The sequence below is a fragment of the Kitasatospora purpeofusca genome (genome assembly GCF_034043715.1).
In the GTDB taxonomy this organism is placed as follows: domain Bacteria; phylum Actinomycetota; class Actinomycetes; order Streptomycetales; family Streptomycetaceae; genus Kitasatospora; species Kitasatospora purpeofusca_A.
In genome coordinates this window covers 23,105-43,701 of record NZ_JAXCLC010000001.1, presented here as the reverse complement: position 1 = coordinate 43,701, position 20,597 = coordinate 23,105, and the positions used below count along the sequence as shown (strand labels likewise).

Genomic DNA, 20,597 nt, shown 5'->3' with positions numbered 1-20,597 from the left:
GGCGTACCGGGCCGTCCGCCGGGGCAGAACCGCCGGGGCGGGTGGTGGAGCTGCGAGCGGGGGGACGGCATGACGTCGGGCACGGGCGGGGCGGACCGGGTGGTACGGGAGCGCGAGCTGCTGCCGGAGCTGTTCTGGGCGGCCGACTCGGCCTCCCAGCAGGGGCAGCACCGGGCCGTCCGGCTGTCCGCCGCCGAACTGCTGCTGCTGGTCGCGGCCGCCACGGCGGGCTCCGCCGACGGCCGGCCGTGGGCCTGGCTCGCCGCCGTCGCCTACCTCGGCGCGATCGGCCTCTCCGCCGTCACCAGCCGGCAGAACCCGCAGGGCCTCTGGTACGAGGGCCGGGCCGCCGCCGAGTCGGTGAAGACCCTGGCCTGGAAGTTCGCCGTCCGGGCCGACGCCGTCCAGCCGCCGCCCCGGCCGCTGCCGGACGCCGAGGGCCTCTACGGCCTCCAGCTCGGCCGGGTGCTGCACGCCTTCCGGGACAGCCGCGCGGTCGGCCCCGGCCTGGCCGGCCGGCCCGCCGAGAGTCAGATCACCCCCGCGATGCGCACCCTGCGCGAACAGCCGCTGGCCCTGCGCCGGGACGTCTACCTGCGCGAACGGATCCAGGTCCAGCAGGACTGGTACCGCTCCAAGTCCCGCCGCTGCGCCCGGGCCGGCTTCTGGACCGGGGTGGCGGGTGTGGTGCTGCCCCTGCTCGGCCTGGTGCTCGCGGTGCTGCGGGCGCTGGGGCTGTTCTCCTTCGACGCCCTCGGCGCCGTCTCCGCCGTGGCCGCCTCCGTCACCGCCTGGGCCCAGCTGCGCCAGTACCGGCCCCTCGCCGCCGCGTACGGCCTGGCCGCCGACGAACTGGCCCAGATCCGCGCCCAGCTCGCCCACCTCGACCTCGGCTCGCCCGACGCCGAGGAACTCTGGGCCCGCTTCTCCCGGGACGCCGAGGACGCCGTCTCCCGCGAGCACACCACCTGGCAGGCCCGCCGCGAGGTCAACGGCGCGGGCGACCGGGAGTACTGATCGGGCCCGGCGCGGTCTCGAAGCGGCGGTAGTCGGGCAGGTCGAGGTGGGTCGCCTTCCGGCCCTCCTCGATCATCCAGTCGAGGATGCGGGGGCGGTTCAGCGACCAGTTGCGCAGCCGCAGTCCGACGGCGCCGGGGGCCAGGAATTTGCCCGCGCGGTCGCCGCCCTTCTGGCAGCCCTGGGCGTACGCGCGCAGCAGACCCTCGTAGCGGGCGAAGGCGGCGGTGTGGTCCCCGGCGGCCGCGGCCAGCTCACCGGCGAGGACGTACGCGGCGACGATCCCGGTGCCGGTGCCCATGCCGCCGATGGTGGCCCCGCAGGCGGCGTCGCCGACGAGGGCGACGCGTCCGGTGGACCAGTTCGGGACGTCGGCCCGGCTGATGGAGTCGAAGTACAGGTCGTCGGCCTCGGCCAGGGACGCCAGGAGCCGCGGCACCTCCCAGCCCGTCCCGGCGAAGGCCCCGGCGATGATCGCCTTCTGCTGCTCCTGGTCGTGGCGGTCGTACGTCAGCTCCGGCGAGGAGAAGACGAAGAAGGCCGCGGCCGTTTCCGGGTCCCGGTGGCTCGTGCCGACGGCGGCGAGCCGCCCGGGCACGTTGAGGCCGACGGATCCCTCCCCCGGGCCGATGCCCAGGTAGTTGGGCAGCGACCAGCCGGCGGCGTAGTGGCCGAGGTGGGTGACGTAGCGCTCCTCGGGGCCGTGGGCGAGCCGGCGGACGTTGGAGTGCAGCCCGTCGGCCCCGACGACGAGGTCGAAGGTGCGGGCCTCGCCGCTGCGGAAGCGGACGTGGACGCCGTCGGCATCCTGGCGGAGTTCGGTGACGGACTCGCCGAAGCGGTAGTCGGTGAACGGCCGGCTGTGCTCGTACAGGACGTGGACGAGGTCGCCGCGCAGGACTTCGATGTCGCCGCCGGCGAACTCGGCGGGCAGGTGCAGCCTGGTCCGCCCGCTCCCGTCGACGAAGCGCATGGGGCTGCCGCCGGTGCGGATCCGGCGGAGGTCGTCGAGCACGCCCATGCGTTCCAGCACGGTCAGGTGGGTGGTGCCGCGGAAGTCGACGGCCTGGCCGCCGCCGCGCAGTCGCGGGGCCGCCTCGGCCACCGTGACCTCGAAGCCGTACCGGCCGAGCCAGAGTGCCAGCGCCGGCCCCGCGATGCCGGCTCCGGAGATGAGGACCTTCGTGCCCATGGAGTTCCACCCCTCGATCGAAACTGTGTCCGTCGGACGCTGTTTGTTGTTGTGTACGGTAGACACAGTTTCGGGATGTGGCAAGCCCGACGGCGGACGGGAGAATCGATGGCGGACGAACTGGCACGGCTGCTCTGGGGCCCGCAGGCCCAGCCCAGGCGGGGCCCCAAGCCCGCGCTGAGCCTGGACGGCATCGCCCGGGCCGGCATCGAGGTCGCGGACGCGGAGGGCCTCGCCGCCCTGTCCATGCAGCGCGTCGCGGAACTGCTCGGCAAGACGAAGATGTCGCTCTACCGGTACGTGCCGGGCAAGGCGGAGCTGATCGCCCTGATGACGGACCGGGCGGTCGAGGACCCGCCGGACCTCGCGTCCGGCGACTGGCGCACGGACCTCACCGACTGGTCCACGGCCCTGTTCCGGGCCTTCGCGCAACACCCCTGGCTCCTGGAGACGACCGTGGGCGCGCGCCTGATGGGTCCGCGGGAGCTGTCCTGGGTGGAACGGGCCCTGGCCGCGATGGACGGCAAGGGCCTCACCGGCGGCGAGCGGCTCGACGCCGTCGTCCTGCTGACCAGCCACGTCCGCGGCATCGCCCAGCAGTCGCGGGCGAGCGGGACGGAGGCCGAGGCCCAGCTCGTCGCGGCCCTCGCCGGAGTGCTGCGGGAGCACGGCGACGACTACCCGGCCACCCTGACCGCGATGACCGCGCCGACCGAAGGGCGGGACCAGGCCCTGACGTTCGGGATCGAGCGCATCCTGGACGGCCTGGGGGCGCTGATCGCCCGGCGCGCGGGCTCATGAGGGGGCGCGGGCGCACGAGGCGGGGCGCGGGCGCATGAGGCGGCGCCTCGGCTCACGAGCCGAGGCGACCCTGCTACCGGCTGCCGCTACCGCGCCACCGGGGTGAGCGGGTCCTTCCCGGCGAGGACGGCGAGGACGTTGTCGACGGCGAGGTTGCCCATCGCCTGGCGGGTGCGGACGGTGGCGCTGCCCAGGTGCGGGGCGAGGACGGCGCGGTCCTGGGCGAGGAGGGCGGACGGGACGGCCGGCTCGCGCTCGAAGTTGTCGACGGCGGCGGCGAACAGCGCGCCGGACTCCAGGGCTGCGGCGAGCGCCTCCTCGTCGACGACCCCGGCGGTCATCGCGACCACCACCGCGCCGGGCGGCAGCAGGGCGAGGCGACGGGCGTCCAGCAGGTGCCGGGTGGCCTCGCTCAGCGGACAGGTGACCACCAGGACGGTGGAGGTGGAGAGCAGTTGCTCCAGTGGCAGCCACTCGGCGCCGTCGGCCTGCTCGGGAGGCAGCGGGTTGCGGTTGTGGTAGCGGACGGACATGTCGAAGCCCTTGGCCCGGCGGGCCACCGCCTGCCCGATCCGGCCCATGCCGAGCACGCCCAGCTGGGTGCCGGTCAGCTCCAGGCCGAGCATGAAGGTCGGCGCCCAGGCCCACGGCTCGCCGGAGCGCAGCAGCCGCTCGCCCTCGCCGAGCCGGCGGGTGGCGGCCAGCAGCAGCGCCCACGCCATGTCGGCGGTGGCGGCGGTCAGCACGCCGGGGGTGTTGGTGACGGTGATGCCGCGCTCGGCACAGGCCGCCACGTCGACGTTGTGGTAGCCCACGGCGTGGTTGGCGACGACCTTGAGGTCGGGACCGGCCGCGTCGAGGAGTTCGGCGTCCACCCGCTCGTCGAGGGTGGTGATCAGGGCCTGTCGGCCACGCACGGCGGCGAGCAACTCCTCGCGGCCCATCGGAAGTTCGGAGTCGTGCAGGCTCGCCGGGAGCTGCGCGGAGAGGCGCTCGACCACACCGGGCGCGAGACGGCGGGTGACCAGGACCGGAGGCTGCTCGTTCACAGGGCCGGAGTTTACGCGGTGGGGTCTACGCGGTGGCCCTCGCCCGGCCGGGGCGAGGGCTCTAGTGCCATAGATGGCACCTACCGGTCGACCGTGCTGCCCGCCCGGTCGACCCGGTCCCGGAGCGATCGCGTCATCACCTCGCCGATCGCCCCGACCAGCGCCGAGGCCAGGAGGAGGAGAGCGACGACGACGGTCACGCGGCGGAGTCCAGCTCGAACCAGACGAGCTTGCCTCTCTTCTGGGGGTCCGCACCCCAGCGCTGGGTGAGCCCCTCGACGAGCTGGAGCCCCCGCCCGCACTCGGCGAGTCCGCCGAGTGCGGGCGATCGTCGCTGTTCGGGGAGGGTGTGGCTCTCGTCGCCGACCGAGACCCGGAGCGTTCGGTCGAGGATGGCGATCAGGACGACGGGCGCGGCGGTACGGCCGTGCCGCCAGGCGTTGACGATCAGTTCGGCGAGCGCGAGTTCGGCGTCGAAGATGCGCGAGTCGTCCCACCCGGCGCGCAACATCGTGTCGCGCAACGACTGCCGGGCGAGAGTGAGGGAGGGGGAGTTGAGGTTGGGGTTACACACGGGGAAACTCCCTGCGGGTGTGAAGGTGCACGCCGTGGGCCGGTCACCTCCAGCCAACAGGGCAGCCGATACCAACTACCCTGGGGCCAGGTACTACTGATAACCCATCGGTGAGCGTTGCGATACTGAGAGTAGGGCAGCAATACTCAAATCTGCAACATGCTTCGCCAAGGTCTCTAAACTTCTGCTGGATGGGCAGCGCTGCCCAGAGGGGAGCATCGAGCGTGGGGCTGCGAGTAGAGATCAGCGAGCGGCAGCGGCGATTCGGCGAGGAGCTGCGCAGGATGCGCCTGGCCACAGGCCTGTCCGCCCCGGAAGCCGGGGCAGCAGTCGGTATCAAGGGACCGGCGGTCAGCCATACCGAAGCCGGTCGGCTGAGCCTGAACACCGAACGGCTCGAGCGATGGATGGACGCATGTGGCTGTGACGACCCTGGCTACCGCGCCGCCCTCATCTCGATGGGTCGGGCCACTGGACGAGGCTGGTGGACCGGATTCAAGGCACACGCCCACCCAAGCGCCCTTGACCTCGCCGAATTCGAGGCCACGGCCGCCGCACTCGACACGTACGAGACCCTGTTGATCCCTGGGCTACTGCAAATCGAGCCATACGCGAGAGTCATCCTGAAAACGGCCAGCGAGACCGAGAGCCGCCTCCGATTCCGTATGGAACGACAGAAGGTGCTTCACGGCGAGAACCCGCCCACTCTTCACGCCGTGATCCACGAGGCTGCTCTTCACACCCGCTACGGCGGCGCCGCCGTCATGCGAAAGCAGCTGCATCACTTGATCGAGATGAGCAGACTTCCGCACATCACCATCCAGATTCTTCCGTCGGACTGCACCCAGTACACGATGACCGAAGCCACCTTCATCATCGTCGGCGCAGCCCATCCGCTGCTCGACACGGTCCTGATGGAACATCCGGCTGGCTCGGTATATTGGGGAGAGCCCGAGGCAGTGGCCAAGTATCGAGAAAACTTCGCGGAACTCGCAGGCCTGGCCCTGCCGCCACTGGAAGTCGACGAGAGCGGTCGGCTGCCCGCACGGCGTGACTCATGGGGGCTCATCCAGCACATCCTGTACAAGCTCTACTAAAGAAGGCGCCCCATGCCCCAGATACTCAACTGGCAGAAGTCATCCTTCAGCGGCAATCAAGCCAACTGCGTCGAGATCGCGTCCGACGGTGAACTCATCCACATTCGCGAGTCCGACGACCCCGCCGCCATCATCAGCACCACCAAGGCCAAGCTCGCCGCCTGGCTCCAAGGTGCCAAGGCCGGCGAGTTCGACCATTTCACCCACTGAGCGTGGCCCCCGGGGCTGCTCCCGCGCCCGCGCGGGAGCAGCCCCGAACACGCCGCCAAGCTTTCAGTCCAGCACCGCCAGCGCATCGACCAGGGCTCGCCCCTCGCGGGCGCCTTGCCGAAGCAGGACGGAGGCCACGGTGTGCAGTTCGCCCCAGGAATGCGGTCGGCCGACCTCACTGGCGTCGGTGAGTACACCGAGCGCGCAGGCCAGGGCCTGCTCGGCTTCACCGGCTCCCGCGTAGGCGTGCGCCAGACACGCCCCGTACCACGCTCGGTCGCGACGGTACCCAGGGCCGAACCCGTCGAGCCCTTCCCGAAGACTGTCCGCCGCGCCGGACCACCGCCGCAGGTGCAGCTCGGCCATGCCACGCTGGGCGGCGAACCAGGATTCGCCGTAGAAGTACAGCCAGGGCGGGGCGTCGGTGATGCCGGTGATGATCCGCTGGGCCTCGTCCAAACGCCGGTAGGCGTTCTCGGCGTCACCGTCCAAGGCGTGTCCGCGGCCGGCCATCTGCAGCGCCATGGCCCTGGTTGCCGCACTCGCACCCTGTGTGGCCGCCGCGGCCTCCCCGAGCCGGGTGCAGCGACGGCCGTTGCCCTGTGACCAGGCCAGGTGGGCCTTCATGCTCATGGTGGTCGCCGCCATGTCACCGTAGCCGGACTCCAGCGCCCAGTCGTAGGAGCGGTCGAACCAGCCGAGCGCCACCGGGGCGTTGTCCTGGTCCTGCGCCAGCCACGCCAGGAACTGCGCGTACTCGGCGAGAATCTTCACCAGGCGGTCGGCCAGCGGTCCGCGCGCCTGGTCGTAGAACGTGGCCACCTGAGTGAACTGCGCGGTGACCACGCCGTTCATGACTCGTGCCCCGAGGGTGTCCTCGGCCCGCCGGTGTTCGGCGAGCAACCGTTCCACCGCGTCCAGCGACGTGGCGTCCAGCCGCATCCCGCCGCGTACCCTGACCAGCCGGTCCGACTCGGGGTCGCTCACGACCCCGGGCAACACCAGCGAGGGAAGTGGCAACTCCTCGACCCGTCCGGTCAGCAGCTCCGCCGGGACGCCCAACCCGGTGACGATCCGCTGGCGCACCTCGATCGATGTCACCTCCCGGCGCCGGTTCTCGATCGCCGACACATCCGGCTGGGCGAGCCCGACCAGAGCGCCGAGCTTGCTCTGACTGCTGCGGGTCAGCGCCCGCCACCTCTTGAGGACCGCCGACCAGTCCCCGGCCACCACCGCGGCTCGCAGATCCGGGTGGGTCCACACATCCAACTCCTCGGCCACCCTTCGAAATATAGGGCCGACCTATAGGACGCGAAGCTGGTTCGGCGACACACCACCAGCCAAGGTGGTTCCACCGCCGCAAATCCTTCGCCCGTGGAAAAGGGGATCATCGATGCACAGCCTGATCGCCAGCCCGTTCCTGGAGGACCACCTGCTCGTACGGCCCGGCGCCCGAGGTGGCTTCATGCTCCCGGCCCATCGCTACGAGGAACTACGCGCCCACGACGGCGCCGGTTCCGGCCCGGCCTGGCTCGTGGACGCCGTCCGCGGACAGTGGCCCGACCTGGACCCCACCGGACCGCTCGGCGGTTACCTCCTGGTCCGTCGGCCCTCCGCGTGGGGATACTCGCGGGCCAGCTGGGAGATCAACCTGGGCTGCAACTACAAGTGCAAGCACTGCTACCTCGGGCTCAAGGTCAACTCCGGTATGCCACTCGCGGACAAGCTCCAGTGCCTGCAGATCATGGCGGAGGCCGGAGTGCTGTGGCTGCAGATCACCGGCGGTGAACCCACCGTGGACAAGGACTTCATCGCCTCCTACCGAGCCGCGTACAGCCTCGGCATGATGATCACCGTCTCCACCAACGCCTCACTGCTGTGGCGCCAGAACCTGCTGGACCTCTTCCGCGAGTGCCCGCCCTACCGGGTCACGGTGTCGATGTACGGCGCCACCAAGGCCAGCTACGACGAGCTGACCCAGCGCCAGGGAGCTTGGGACGTGTTCGTGCAGGGCATGAACGCCGCCCGCCGCGCCCGGCTGCCGCTGCGGATGAGCGTCATCGTCACCGAGGACAACGCCGCCGAGGAGCAGTCCATGATCGACCTGTGCCAGGGCTGGGGGTTGGAGTACAACGTCTTCACCAACATGACGCCCACGATCTACGGCGGCGCGGAGTCGCTGACCGCCCAGTCCAAGGAGCACCTGCGACTACGCAAGCCCTTCGGCGGCTGCAACGCGGGCCACACCTTCTTCCACACCGACCCGCACGGGCTGGTGTCCATCTGCAAGATCGGCCGTGACGACCAGATCAGCCTCCCCTCCGAAGGGATCGACGGCCTCGCCCGGCTCGGCGCCATCGCCGACCGCCTCATGCTTCGCACCGGTGGCTGCACAGGCTGCCAGCTGTCCGGCACGTGCACCGTGTGCCGACCGCTGGCCAAGCACTACCAGGAGGCGAAGGCACCACTCGGTTCCTACTGCCAGCACGGAATCAAGAAAGCAGGGTGAAGCAAATGACCGCTGTCGCTGTCGAACTCAGCCCCCGCCGCCCCTTTCCGGACGACGGCCCGGCCCCGCGCCTGCCCTACCTGACCCGGCCGGTCCTGGCCGGCGGCGTGCCCGTCACCGAGATCGTCCCGGTCACCGACCTGGATGACGTGATGGACAGCGTGAAGTGCTCGTGCAACGCGGGCGACGACAACCCCCACTGACCGGACCCGGTCCCTTCCGCTCAGGCCCCGGCGCTCTCCGCGCCGGGGCCTGAGCCCTGTCTGCCGGGCGAGTAGGGTGCGGGCATGGAGCTGTCCTGGGACCTGCTGCACCCCGTGATGTCCGTGCCGTACCTACCGACACTCGGTCCTCTGCACCCCGACGCCATCAGCGCCGGCCTGCTCGACGCCATCGTCTCGGTCTCCGGGAGCGGCGAGTTCCTGACCCACGACAAGGACCGCCGCTGGTCCGAGCGCAAGGACGAACACCTCCTGGTCGACGACATGCACCAGGACCGGGTTCGCACCCTGATCCCCACTCTCACAGGCCGAGGAGGGCTGCGAGTCCACCTCTACGGCGCCCCCGAGCACCGACCCGAAGCCGTGGAGGCAGCCGCCAGGCTCGCCATTGCCCACCGCGCCACCACAGCCCGCGTGGTCTGGTTCCAGAGCGACCCCGACCCCGTGGCCGCATCCACCCGCGTCCAGCTCCGTACCTTCGACGGCCCTGCACCGGCCGTCGAAGGGATCGAGCACCTGGACGCTCTTCCCGAGCCCGTGCGTACCACCTTCGGTGCCTTCGCCGACAAGCTGGCCGACGAAGGCTTCGCCTTCCTCCATTCCCGCATCGAGAGCGTCGGCCCCGTCATGACCGCCGTCCGCGACAACCGAGTGGTCGGCGCCATCGGCCCGTTGGAGACCATGCCCGACCCGATCGGCAAGGCCCGGCTGCTGCCGCAGTACTTCGGCGTGCTGCCCGAGTACCGAGGACTCGGCCTCGGCCGACGGCTGTGGCGCGCTGCCATGCACTGGGGCAGCACCAATGGCGCTGACTACCAGCTGCTGCAGACCACCGCCGGCGGCGCCTCCGACCGGCTGTGTCAGGCCGAGGGGCTGACCGACCTCGGCTTCGTCTGTGTGATGACGGTATGAACTGACTGATCCCATCCGGCGCTGCACGTCCGCTGCAGGAGCACCACTCCTCGGGCTGCTCCCGCGTCGGCGCGGGAGCAGCCCCGGGCCTCGTGTCACCCCCCGGCGGTCCGCAACCAGGCATCCACCGATGCCCTTGCCCCGTCAGCAAATCGCTTCCCCAACGGGGTCAACGCTCCACTGTCGGCCAGCAGATCCACGGCTTCGTCCGTCAGCGCGCGCCAATGCGCGAAGCGTGACCGGGCCGACTCCGTCCCCCTCCCGGCGCGGGTGCCCCAGAATGCCGTCACCGCGAGATGCGCGTACACCGCCTGGAACAGCGAACCGATCGGTCTCGGCGTCAGGCCGAACGCCTCGAACAGCCTCGTATCCTCCCGGTCGTACAGCTCCTCCCGGTCCAACACCGCCCCCAGCTTCACGTGCTGGAACTCGTGCACCAACAGCAACGCCAGCGTCTCCGCACTGCCCGGGCGCGCGATCGCGACCGCGCCGAAAGCCTGGCGGGCGGCGGAGCTTACGTCGCGCCCGTCCGATCTCCGCCGCAACGGCGTGACCGTGCTCAATCCGGCCCACAGGCCGGCCGCGTACTCGGGCACGTCCGCGTCGAGCAGGTCCGCCGCCTCCTCAAGCTCCCCGGCCCAGCGCCGGAACTCGGCCTCGGCCAACCGCTCCTCCACCGGCCACCGGTGCACCCCCCGCTGCGGGTCCACGTCTTCCAGCGCGATCCCCCTCCCGGCCCTCCGGAGCGCTTGCCAGCGCGGGTCACCCGAACCGGCGACCGCACCGTCATCCATGCGCGCCGTCCAGCCGGCCCGCCCGCCGGTGACCCGCGCCTCCCGCACGCCCCCGCCCAGCACCAACCGCCCCAGCGTCGGCAGGTGCAGCACCCCGTCCCGGACCGGCACCGCCACGCTGTCCCCCCGCCCCGCCCGCACCGCCGCAGCCGCCGCCAGTTCGGCCAGCGTGCCCAGGCCCGCCCCCGGATCGCCGCTCAGCCGATGCGCGGCCCACGCCCGGACGTACGGGTGGGCGAACACCGCGTCCACGGCGGCCGGTTCGGTGGCGTCCAGCTCCGCCAGCAGCTCCCACGCCTCCGAACGCGCCAACCCGGAGGATCCGTGCACGGCGGCCAGCATCGTGCGGGTGAGCGCAAGTTGGGACCTGGCCAGCGCACGGACGGTCTCCGGCCCACCCAATCCGATCGCCAGTTCCTCCAGTTGCTCGTCCGTAAGGTCCGGCCCGGCAAGATCGACCGTCGGCGCGGCCGGACGCCGGACGGTCCCCGCGCGAGCGGCCAGGCCGTCGATCAGCGCCCTCAGGTCGGCGCAGTACACCGAGGGGTGGTCGAACGTCCCCTCCCGGTACCGGTGCGCGTACAGCCCGCCCCCGCAGGACCGCACCACCGGACAGGCCCGGCACTCCGCGCTCAGCCCGTCCAGGCCCGACTGCCTCGCCGCCATGCCCGGGTGCCCGGCCACCTCGTCGAGGCTGTGCCGGAAGACGTCCATCCCGGTCCCGGGCGCGCCGTCGTACGCGGTTTTCAGGCTGTCCGCCTGCTCGTACGTCCCGTCCGTCTCCAGCACCACCAGGTCCACCGGCTCCAGCCCGAGCGCCTCGCCCAGGCCCGGCAGCCCCGACAGCGTCCGGTGCACCGAGTCGAAGGTCCGGACGGCGAACGGGCGGCCGTCCGCCTCCCACCGCTCGTGCACGGTCAGCAGCCAGTCGGCGTACGGCGTCGCGCCAGCACCGGGCGGGCGTTCCGGCGGCCGTTCCCAGGTGGCGTGCGGGAGCAGGAAGTCGACGGCCGGGGGCTCCAGTTCGGCGAGCGCCCGGTACACGGCCACCGGGTCGTTCGCCACGTCGACGGTGCAGAGCAGCCCCGCGTACAGGTGCCGGAACCTCGGTTCGCGCAGCAGCCCGACGGCCCGCAGCACCTGCGGATGGCTCGACCTGCCGTCCGCGAACCGGCGGTGCCGGTCGTTGGCGGCCCGGTCCCCGTCCAGCGAGATGCCGACCCGGACGCCCAACTCGTCGAACAGCTCGCAGTACGCCTCGTCCAGCCGGACGCCGTTGGTGTGCACCCGCAGGTCCAGCTCGCACACCTCGGGCAGCGCCGCCCGCAGCAGCCCGGCCGCCCGCCGGAACACCTCCGGCCCGGCCAGCAGCGGCTCACCCCCGTGCAGGACGACCCGGACGGCGGTCAGCCCGTGCGCGGCCGCGTGCTCCCCGATCCGCTCCGCGACCCGTGCCAGCACGGCCTCCCCGGCGACACGCGGTCTGGACCGCCAGCCGGTGTCGGCGTGCTCGTACACGTAGCAGTGGTCGCAGGCGAGGTCGCACCGGCTGTGGACCTTCAGGACGAACTGCGTGATCGGCGGCGGATGAGGGCTCATGACCGGACATTTCCAGCATCCGACGCCTACTAATCACTTCGTCAGACAGCCGAATTGAACGAGGCCACCGATCGGGCGCCCGCCCCTGGTAGGGCCAACTCCAGCTGTCGGGCCAGTTCACCCGGGTCGAGCCTCGCCAACTCGGCCAGAGCGGGCCGCTCGGCAACCCGGCCCTGCCCGTCCGCCGGTTCCTTCACGATCTGCGATTCCATTGATCCGCTCCCTGTTCGCTTCCCATGGCCGGAAGGGCGAAGCGACCACCACCCGTCACACCAGCGGCATCTCGGTCTCCACCTCCAGCCACTCGCCCACCCGGATCGCCTCGGCAAGCGGATGGCCTCCGACCAGGTACGGCAACGCCCTCGCGCGGAAGAGCGTCCGCACCCGCAGTTCGGCCGCCCGCGCCGTCTCACCGACGGCGGTCAGCGCCAGGACGACGTTGGCGGAGGCCGCCAGGGCGTCCGGATGATCCGGGCCGAACCGCTCGGTGAGCAGCGTCGCGGCCGCCTCGGCCTGGGACAACGCCTCGGCGTACCTGCCGGTGCGGGCCAGGTCGTTGGCCCGGTTGAGCCGGGCCACCCCGACGTACGGGTGGCGCTCCCCGAGCGCCACCCACAGGTCGTCCAGCACCTTGCCGGAGAGCGCCTCGGCCTCCGCGATCTGCCCGGCCCGGCGGAGCGCCACGGCGAGGTTGCCCGCCGCCACACGCTCCGCGGGGTGCCCTGCCCCGAGATGGTCGCGGTGGTAGAGGTACGCCTCCTCGGCGAGCTCGACGGCCCGTCCGGTGTCCCCGAGCACTCCCAGCACCGAGGCCAGGCTCGCCGCGGCGGAGGCGGCGCCCGGGTGGTCCGGGCCGTACCGTTCCACCAGCCGCTGGTAGACGTCCTCGGCATCGGCCAGCGCGGTCGGTAAACGGCCCAGCCGGCGCAGGACGACACTTCGGTACCTACGGGCGCGCATGGTCTCGTCGTGCTCCTCGCCGAGCACCTGGCGGCTCCGCCGCACGGCCTTGTCCAGGCGGTCCAGGGCCTCGTCCAGCCGCCCCACCTCACCCAGCACGTGCCCGTAGACCACGCCGCCGAGGATCGTGTACGGGCTGCGCTTGCCGAAGACCTCCAGCTTCCGCAGGTAGAGCCCCTCGTGGATGGCCAGTGCCTCGGCGAAGTCCCCCGTCAGCATGATGGAGACGGCCAGGTTGTTCTCCGCCATCAGGGTGCGCGGATGGTCCGCTCCGAGCACCCGCCGCGCGGCGGCCATGGTCCCTTCGTCCAGTTCGCGCGCCTCCCGGTAGCGGCCCAGGTGCCGGAGGTCCCCGCCCAGGCTGGTGGCGGCCGGGAAGGTGTCCCGGTGCTCCCGCCCCCGCAGGTCCGTCAGCCGCTCGAACGCGTCCCGGTCCGTCTCGTACGCCTCCCGGACCAGCCCCTGGGTGCGCTGGATGTTGCCGAGCTGGACCCGCAGCAGCTGGACCTTGACATCGGCCTCGACGCCTTGCGGCCCCGCCTCGCGCCACCGTGCCAGCACCCGTTCGGCCAGCTCCCGACCGGCGTCGTGCAGGCTGCGCTGCCACAGGTAGCGGACCGAGTTGACGATCCACTGCCGGATCGCCGGGTCGGTGGAGTCGACCGCCCCCGACGGCCACAGGTGGGGCAGCAGTTCGGCGTAGCGCAACCAGTTGTGCGGCGCGTCCGGGTCGCCGGGGTCGGCGAGTGCCAGCGCGCGGTGCGCCGCGCCGCGGACCCGGACCCGGTCGGCCTCGCCGACCTGCTCGCGCAGCAGGGCCTGGACGATCCGGTGCACGACCAGCGTTCCGGCCGTGTGGTCGTAGCGGGCGAGATTGAACTGGTTGACGGTCCGCAGGATCTCGCCGACCGCGAGCCGCTGGTCGGAGGTGTCCGGGGCGAGCCCGATCGCCTCGATCACCGGCGGGCTGTACAGCAGCGAGATCGGAATGGCCTCCGGGCCGAGGAAGCCGCAGACCTCCAGCAGCCGGGCGGCCGGGGCGTTGATCCGGCGCAGGTCGGAACCGGCGATCCGCCAAGTGGCGGCGGTGGCGGTGACGGTGGCGCCCTCCGCGGTGACGTCCTGCCCGCCGGTCTCCTCCTCCGCCGCCACCGCCACCGGCGCCCCCCGCACGGAGCGGTCCAGGATGTCGGTGAGCGTCTCGTCGAGCAGGTCCGCGTACGTGGCGGCCGGCATCGGCGTCTCCTGGAGCCAGGCGGCGGCCTGGCCCACGGCGAGCGGCAGGTCGCCGAGGAGTTCGGCGATCCGCTCGGCGTCGGCCCGCTCGACCCCGGTGTTGAAGTGCCGGACGAGTTCGACGCTCTCCGCCCGGTCGAACACCTCGACCTCGGTGCGGCCCGGGCGGCGGGCCCAGCGCCGGTCGCGGGAGGTGACCAGGACGTGGCCGCCCGGTCCGGCGGCGGGCAGCCAGGGGTCCAGCAGCTCGGGATCCTCGGCGTTGTCGAAGAGCAGCAGCCAGCGGTGGTACGGCCGGCCGCTGGCGAGCGCGTCGAGGACGGCGCGGGCCGTCCGGGTGACGTCGCCGTCGGTCTCCAGGCCGAGGCCGGGGGCGAGTTCGGCGAGCTTCTGCGGGATCACCGCCGGCTGCTGGGCCGGGACCCACCACAGCACGTCGTAGCCGGCCGCGAAGCGGTGCGCGTACTCGATCGCGGCCTGGGACTTGCCGACCCCGCCGATGCCGTAGAGCACCTGGACGGGCGCGGCGGCGCTGTCGGCCGTGAAGCCGTCGCGGACGGCCTCCAGCAGGCGCATCCGGCCGGTGAAGGTGGGTAGCCGGGGCGGCAGTTCCTGGAGCGAGGGCCGGCCGTCCGGGAACCGGGCCGGGTGCGGCACGGCGGTCTCGCCGGTCCCGCCAGTACCTCCAACCCCGCCGGTCTCCATCCAGCGCCCGGCGCCGGGCGCCGGGCCGATCAGCTCGAACAGCTGGGCCTCGGCCTGCTCCGCGGAGCCGAGCGCGAGGTCCAGCGCCCGGTGTCCGGCGAACTGCGGCGGCTCCATGCCCTCCGCCCCGCCGAGCCGAACGGCGAGCAGGCCGCCGGAGTCGCCCACCGGACCCTGGCCGGTGAGTCTGCGCCAGATCTCGCGGGCGCGCGGCAGGGCGGTGTACTCGGGAGTGAGCAGGGCGAGCAGCCGGCCGTCGCCGTCCAGCGGTCCGGCGGCCTCGGGCAGCGCGGCGCCGTGGGCCGGCCCGGGTTCGAGCGGGACGGCGGCGCTGTGCAGGCTGACCAGGTAGCCGAAGCCGCGCAGGGTCTCGGAGATCCACTCCGCCCACACCCGGTCCTTGGGGGCGTAGCTTACGTGCACCTGGCGGGAGCGGGTGCGGCCGGTGCGCAGATAGGCGGCGTACAGACGGCGGCGGGCCAGGTCGGGCAGCGGGCGCAGGGCGCTGACCCGGCCGTCGGTGAGCCAGGCGGCCAGCCGTTCGAAGGCGGCGAGCAGGCTTCGGCCCTGCTGCGGCCGGTCGACGATGGTGGCCGGCACCTCCTCGTAGGCGTAGAACGGCTTGTACGGCACCTCGACGTCGCGCCAGTAGTCGGCTCTCCGCTCGGGGCTCAGCCAGCGCTCCAGGTAGGGGTCGAAGGCGTCGTGGGCGAGGTCGCGCCCGGCCGCCAGTCCGGCGCGTTCGGCGTCCTCGACCCGCATCGGGACGGGCAGCACGCGGATCTCGCGCTCGTCGGCGTCGACGATGGCACGGGCCGCGTCGACGCCGCCGCGAATGCTCTGGGCGCCGAGCGTGAAGCAGTCGACGACCGTGTCGGGCATCAGCACGGTGCAGATGCCCGAGGTGTCGCTGACCCCGGTCCTGCTGTCGATCAGCACGTAGTCGTAGCTGCGGGTCCACTGCTCGCGCAGCGCGTACAGGAACTCCGCGCCGCGGATGTCGGCGCGGGTGTAGAAGCTGCGCCAGTTGAAGCTGGTGACGGCGGCCGAGTAGGCGGCGTTCTGCCGGCCGGCGGGCATGAGGTCGAGCTTGCCGCCGTCCGGGAGGTCGAGGGCCAGGCCGCACAGGTACTGCTCCAGCCGGCCGGGCACGGACAGCCACTCCCGGGGGTCCGGGCCCGGGCCGCGGCGGTCCGGACCGGGCAGCGCCTCGTCGACGTAGGCCCGGAGCATGTCGATCAGCCCGTCGGTGCCGTGGAGTTCGGGGTCGACCAGCAGCGGGTGGTAGTAGCGGTGCAGGCCCGGGGCCTCCAGGTCCCAGTCCACCACCAGCACGCGCAGTCCCTGGCTGGCCAGGATCCAGCCCAGGTTGGCGAGCGCCATGGTGCGGCCGGTGCCGCCCTTGAAGGAGTAGAAGGTCACGACCGTGCCGGTGCCGGGGGTCGCGAGGGCCGCGGACCCGTGGTCCGCGAGGGCGGCGTGCTCAAGGCTCATCGGTCCGCTTCTCCTTCACTGGGCGCCCGGTTGGTCAGGGGCACGGTCTCCTCGCGCAGGGCACCCCTCGGCCCCGGTCCGGCCCCGGCGCCGGTGCCCGCTCCGGCCCCCGCTCCGGTACCGGCCCCCGTCCCGGGGGCGTTCCCCGGGCGCGGGACGGGCGGGCCCGGCGAAACGGGCGGCGCCGGCGGAACGGGCGGCCAGGCCGGGATGGTGAGGCCGGGCATCGGTCGCGGGTCCGGACCGAGCCCGAACTGGGCCCGGGCGGCGACCGGGTCGTCGTCCAGCTGGTCGAGCAGGCGGTTCTGGGCGACGGTCACGGTCGAGAGCAGCTCACGCTCGAATCGTTCCCGCCGGATGTGGATGCGAAAGAGCGGCTCGGGCCCGGACCGGTGCAACCAGGTGCGCGCGAACACCTCGCGCACCCCCTCCCAGAGCCGGGCGCGCGCCGGACCGGCCGGCGGGTCGTCGGTGCTGTCGGGCAGCAGGACGGCGGTGACCGGGTGGTTCTGCCGGTCGAAGTCGCGCAGCGCCTGCCGGAAGGGCTCGGCGCCGGCCGCCCAGGGGTCCACCAGCAGGACGCTGACCTCGTTGTTCTCCCGGGCCCGGTCGAGCGCGTCGGCGAGGTCCGGGCCGACGGTCTCCAGGCTGGTGCTGTGCCCGGCCCGGGTGATCACCTGCTGGGCCTGGACCGCCAACGAGGGCAGCCGGGGCGGGTGGTAGGGCGCCCAGTCGCGCGGGTGCGCCCCGTACCAGCCGCCTTGGTAGGGCCCGTCCGGGCCGGCCGGACCGCCGTTCGCGAGACCCCCGCCCGCCGCGCCCCGGCCGCTCGCGCCGTCCGTCCGAACGCCGTCCGCCCAAACACCGTCCGTCCGAGCACCGTCCGCCCGTACGCCGTCCGCCTCGGAGCGCTGCGCCGGGAACCACTCGCCGTTGACCGCGCCGCCCGTCCCGACCGCCCACACCACGGCGGGCGGGTCGCCGGCCCGCCCGGCGGCGACGAAGAGCCGGACCAGGCTGCTGCGGGTGGCGACCGGGGCGACCTCCTCCACCGGGAAGCAGCCCTCCACCTGCCCGAGGTCGAGGTCCCGCAGCTCGGCGACCCGCCAGGAGGCGGCCTCCCGGATCCGCTCGGCGATCACCCGCACCACCTTGCGGTACGCCATGCCCTGCGGGTCGGTCCGCAGCAGGTGGCGCAGCCCGCCGGTGGCGTACTCGGCGCCGAAGTCGTGCTGCATGTACTGGATCCGCAGGACCTCGGCGGGCAGCTCCTCCGGCGGCGGCTCCCACAGGACGGGGATGAGGGCCGGGACGCTCTCCCCGGTCTGCTCCTCGTGGCTCCGCGTCCGGTAGTCGAAGGCGGTCCACTCCTTGCCGCAGTAGGGGCTGGCGAAGTAGGCGGGCGAGTAGAGGGCGACCATGGTGCGGCTGGCGCCGAGCATCCGGGAGAGCTGCCGCTCCCAGTCGTCGCCGATCCGCAGCCGTTCGGTGTCCCGGTAGGCCAGTTCGCCCGGACCGGCCTCCGGCTCGATCCGCGCCAGTTCGTCCCGCAGGTCGGTGAAGAACTGGTCGACGAAGGCACCTCCGGCCAGGTGGTCCCGCCGCGCGTAGCTGAAGAAGAAGTACGGCCGCACCCAACTACCCCCCACCGAGCCGGTGAACGTCCCCACCTTACTGGCGGGCTGACGCAAGGTCAGCCGGTGCGCGGAGGAAGGTGTCGTGGTGTCGTCACAAGTGCGACCCCGTGGGGTTACGGGCCTGGTCGGGGACGTACGGGCACCGCCCGGACCGGCGCGCGCACGGGCACGCCCGGACCCGCCACCGCGGGCACGGCCGACCCGGTGCACGGCCAGGACCCGACCCGCCCCCGCGGGCACGGTCCGACCCGGCGCACGGGCAGGCCCCGATCCCGTGCACGGGCAGAGACCGGCCGGACTCACGGGCAGAGCCGCTCCACCCGCCAGCCCGCCGGGGCAGCCGGGTCGACGAGGTAGCGCAGCCGGTCGTGCAGCCGGTTCTCCCGCCCCTGCCAGAACTCCACGCTCTCCGGCACCACCCGGTACCCGCCCCAGAACGGCGGCACCGGCACCCCCTCGCCCTCCGGGTAGCGCCGCTCCAGCTCCGCGTAGCGCTGCTCCAGCACCTCTCGGGAGGCGACCGGGCTGGACTGCTCGCTGGCCCAGGCGCCGAGTTGGGAGCCGTGCGGGCGGGTGCGGAAGTAGGCGGCGGTCTCGTCCCGGCCGACCTTCTCCACCCGGCCCTGGACGATCACCTGGCGGGCCAGCGCGACCCACGGGAAGAGCAGTGCCCCGTACGGGTTGGCGGCGAGTTCGGTGCCCTTGCGGGAGCCGTAGTTGGTGAAGAAGACAAAGCCGCGGGCGTCGAACCCCTTGAGCAGCACCGTCCGCGAGCTGGGCCGTCCCTCGGCGTCGGCGGTGGAGAGCACCATCGCGTTGGGCTCCGCCACCCCGGCCTCGTCCGCGTCGTGGAACCACCGGGTGAACTGGCCCATCGGCTCGGCGGCGAGGTCCTCCTCGACCAGGCCCTCGTGCGTGTAGTGCTTGCGCATCACGGCGAGGTCCGGCCCGGGTCGGGCCTCGTCGGCCAGGATCCGGGTGGCGGGGGGCAGGGGCGTCGACTGGGCGCGGTCCGGGGTCTGCACGCCAACATCATCCCGTACGACAAGCAACCGGCACCGCTACCTCCGGACAAACCCCGGTGGGAGATAAGGTGACTCGCCACCGCTTGGCTGCCCGTCGTACGGTGATTTGTCCCGAACCGCACCCTTGGTTCCGGAGATTTCCCGGGCACGACCGGCCCTCGGGCGAAAAGTCAAGCGGGCCCTAGGGAAACATCACCATGGTGGTGTATGGCGCAATGCACCCCGTGCCTGTCACCCTGGCACCGAGTGCCAACCACCATTCGGTCACTGGTGTGCCTCCCCACCACGGAGGTCCGCCGATCGCAGAACTGAAGGAGCCGTGCATGTCCGACTTCGTACCCGGGCTCGAAGGCGTCGTCGCTTTCGAGAGTGAGATCGCCGAACCCGACCGCGAAGGCGGCGCCCTGCGGTACCGAGGCGTCGACATCGACGACCTGGTTGGCAATGTCTCCTTCGGTCATGTCTGGGGCCTGCTGGTCGACGGCAAGTTCAACCCCGGCCTGCCGGCCGCCGAGCCGTTCCCGATCCCCGTGCACTCCGGCGACATCCGGGTCGACGTGCAGTCCGCCCTCGCCATGCTCGCCCCGGTCTGGGGCCTCAAGCCGCTCCTCGACATCGACGCCGAGCAGGCCCGCGACGACCTCGCCCGCGCCGCCGTCATGGCGCTCTCGTACGTCGCCCAGTCCGCCCGCGGCCAGGGCCTGCCGATGGTCCCGCAGAGCGAGATCGACAAGGCCGAGACCGTGGTCGAGCGGTTCATGATCCGCTGGCGCGGCGAGCCGGACCCCAAGCACGTCAAGGCCATCGACGCCTACTGGACCTCCGCCGCCGAGCACGGCATGAACGCCTCCACGTTCACCGCCCGGGTCATCGCCTCCACCGGCGCCGATGTCGCGGCCGCCCTCTCCGGCGCCGTCGGCGCGATGTCCGGCCCGCTGCACGGCGGCGCGCCGTCCCGCGTGCTCGGCATGATCGAGGAGATCGAGCGCACCGGCGACGCGACCGCCTGGGTCAAGAACGCCCTGGACAAGGGCGAGCGCCTGATGGGCTTCGGCCACCGCGTCTACCGCGCCGAGGACCCGCGCGCCCGCGTGCTGCGCCGCACGGCCAAGGAGCTCGGCGCGCCGCGCTTCGAGGTCGCCGAGGCGCTGGAGAAGGCCGCGCTGGAGGAGCTGCACAACCGCCGCCCCGACCGCGTGCTGGCCACCAACGTCGAGTTCTGGGCCGCCATCATGCTGGACTTCGCCGAGGTCCCGGCGCACATGTTCACCTCGATGTTCACCTGCGCCCGGACGGCCGGCTGGTCGGCGCACATCCTGGAGCAGAAGCGCACCGGCCGCCTCGTGCGCCCCGCCGCGCGCTACATCGGCCCCGGCCCGCGCAGCCCCCGCGACATCGAGGGCTTCGAGGCCATCGCCGACTGACACCCACCTCGCGGCTCACCCGACGCGGCTCACCCGACGCGGCTCACCCGTCGCAGCTCGCCCGTCGTAGCTCGCCCGACAGCGGGTCCGGATACCGACCGGACCCGCTGTTTCCGCAGCTCGCGGGCGGGTCGGGGACAT

Annotated in this window: 17 protein-coding genes; 8 read left to right on the top strand and 9 right to left on the bottom strand. The window is 72.6% G+C overall.

What is annotated here, in order from left to right:
- Positions 1–69: 69 nt before the first annotated feature.
- Entirely contained in the window at positions 70–1,017 is a 948-nt protein-coding gene (locus SM793_RS00215; RefSeq protein ID WP_320435883.1) for a DUF4231 domain-containing protein, read from the top strand.
- On the opposite strand, the gene SM793_RS00210 is transcribed toward SM793_RS00215, so the two are convergent.
- Entirely contained in the window at positions 989–2,209 is a 1,221-nt protein-coding gene (locus SM793_RS00210; RefSeq protein WP_320435882.1) for an FAD-dependent monooxygenase, read from the bottom strand. The two genes, SM793_RS00215 and SM793_RS00210, sit on opposite strands and share 29 nt — an antisense overlap.
- A 108-nt stretch (positions 2,210–2,317) precedes the next feature.
- Here SM793_RS00210 and SM793_RS00205 point away from each other — a divergent pair, with 108 nt between their 5' ends.
- The gene (locus SM793_RS00205; RefSeq protein WP_320435881.1) at positions 2,318–3,010 is read left to right on the top strand and encodes a TetR/AcrR family transcriptional regulator; all 693 of its coding nucleotides are present in this window, start codon (positions 2,318–2,320) and stop codon (positions 3,008–3,010) included.
- Between the two features lie 86 nt (positions 3,011–3,096).
- On the opposite strand, the gene SM793_RS00200 is transcribed toward SM793_RS00205, so the two are convergent.
- Complete coding sequence (locus tag SM793_RS00200; RefSeq protein ID WP_320435880.1) at positions 3,097–4,059, bottom strand: D-glycerate dehydrogenase; 963 nt, start codon at positions 4,057–4,059, stop codon at positions 3,097–3,099.
- Between the two features lie 196 nt (positions 4,060–4,255).
- On the bottom strand, positions 4,256–4,633 hold the full coding sequence (locus SM793_RS00195) for an ATP-binding protein (protein ID WP_320435879.1): 378 nt from the start codon (positions 4,631–4,633) through the stop codon (positions 4,256–4,258).
- Between the two features lie 191 nt (positions 4,634–4,824).
- On the opposite strand from SM793_RS00195, the gene SM793_RS00190 reads away from it, so the two are divergent.
- Together SM793_RS00190 and SM793_RS00185 are read left to right on the top strand one after the other, a co-directional pair.
- Entirely contained in the window at positions 4,825–5,730 is a 906-nt protein-coding gene (locus SM793_RS00190) for a helix-turn-helix transcriptional regulator (RefSeq protein WP_320435878.1), read from the top strand.
- A 12-nt stretch (positions 5,731–5,742) separates the two neighbouring features.
- Positions 5,743–5,940 (top strand): DUF397 domain-containing protein, encoded by a 198-nt coding sequence (locus SM793_RS00185; RefSeq protein WP_320435877.1) that lies wholly within the window; start codon positions 5,743–5,745, stop codon positions 5,938–5,940.
- Between the two features lie 63 nt (positions 5,941–6,003).
- Here the strand turns inward: SM793_RS00185 and SM793_RS00180 are convergent, their stop codons facing one another.
- Entirely contained in the window at positions 6,004–7,221 is a 1,218-nt protein-coding gene (locus tag SM793_RS00180; RefSeq protein ID WP_320435876.1) for a helix-turn-helix domain-containing protein, read from the bottom strand.
- Positions 7,222–7,333: 112 nt separating this feature from the next.
- Between SM793_RS00180 and SM793_RS00175 the strand changes: the two genes are divergently transcribed.
- The 3 genes from SM793_RS00175 to SM793_RS00165 all read left to right on the top strand — a co-directional run bounded on the left by SM793_RS00175 (position 7,334) and on the right by SM793_RS00165 (position 9,582).
- Positions 7,334–8,449, top strand: a complete 1,116-nt coding sequence (locus SM793_RS00175) for a radical SAM protein (protein ID WP_320435875.1) — start codon at positions 7,334–7,336, stop codon at positions 8,447–8,449.
- Positions 8,450–8,454: 5 nt separating this feature from the next.
- Entirely contained in the window at positions 8,455–8,652 is a 198-nt protein-coding gene (locus tag SM793_RS00170; protein WP_320435874.1) for a hypothetical protein, read from the top strand.
- Between the two features lie 84 nt (positions 8,653–8,736).
- Positions 8,737–9,582: a GNAT family N-acetyltransferase gene (locus SM793_RS00165; protein WP_320435873.1), complete on the top strand. Its 846-nt coding sequence runs from the start codon at positions 8,737–8,739 to the stop codon at positions 9,580–9,582.
- Between the two features lie 95 nt (positions 9,583–9,677).
- On the opposite strand, the gene SM793_RS00160 is transcribed toward SM793_RS00165, so the two are convergent.
- The 5 genes from SM793_RS00160 to pdxH all read right to left on the bottom strand — a co-directional run bounded on the left by SM793_RS00160 (position 9,678) and on the right by pdxH (position 18,939).
- Positions 9,678–11,975, bottom strand: coding sequence for an FxsB family cyclophane-forming radical SAM/SPASM peptide maturase (locus SM793_RS00160; RefSeq protein WP_320435872.1), 2,298 nt, complete (start codon positions 11,973–11,975; stop codon positions 9,678–9,680).
- A gap of 41 nt (positions 11,976–12,016) precedes the next feature.
- Positions 12,017–12,187 (bottom strand): hypothetical protein, encoded by a 171-nt coding sequence (locus tag SM793_RS00155; RefSeq protein WP_320435871.1) that lies wholly within the window; start codon positions 12,185–12,187, stop codon positions 12,017–12,019.
- Between the two features lie 55 nt (positions 12,188–12,242).
- Positions 12,243–16,370, bottom strand: a complete 4,128-nt coding sequence (gene fxsT, locus SM793_RS00150; protein WP_320435870.1) for an FxSxx-COOH system tetratricopeptide repeat protein — start codon at positions 16,368–16,370, stop codon at positions 12,243–12,245.
- Positions 16,367–18,004 carry a TIR-like protein FxsC gene (locus SM793_RS00145; protein WP_320435869.1) on the bottom strand — a complete coding sequence of 546 codons (1,638 nt, stop codon included), beginning with the start codon at positions 18,002–18,004 and terminating at the stop codon, positions 16,367–16,369. Before SM793_RS00145 ends, fxsT begins: the two co-directional genes overlap by 4 nt.
- Before the next feature lie 302 nt (positions 18,005–18,306).
- Positions 18,307–18,939: a pyridoxamine 5'-phosphate oxidase gene (gene pdxH, locus SM793_RS00140; protein ID WP_320436064.1), complete on the bottom strand. Its 633-nt coding sequence runs from the start codon at positions 18,937–18,939 to the stop codon at positions 18,307–18,309.
- 416 nt (positions 18,940–19,355) lie between these two features.
- Here pdxH and SM793_RS00135 point away from each other — a divergent pair, with 416 nt between their 5' ends.
- Positions 19,356–20,456: a citrate synthase 2 gene (locus SM793_RS00135; RefSeq protein WP_320435868.1), complete on the top strand. Its 1,101-nt coding sequence runs from the start codon at positions 19,356–19,358 to the stop codon at positions 20,454–20,456.
- Positions 20,457–20,597 lie beyond the last annotated feature (141 nt).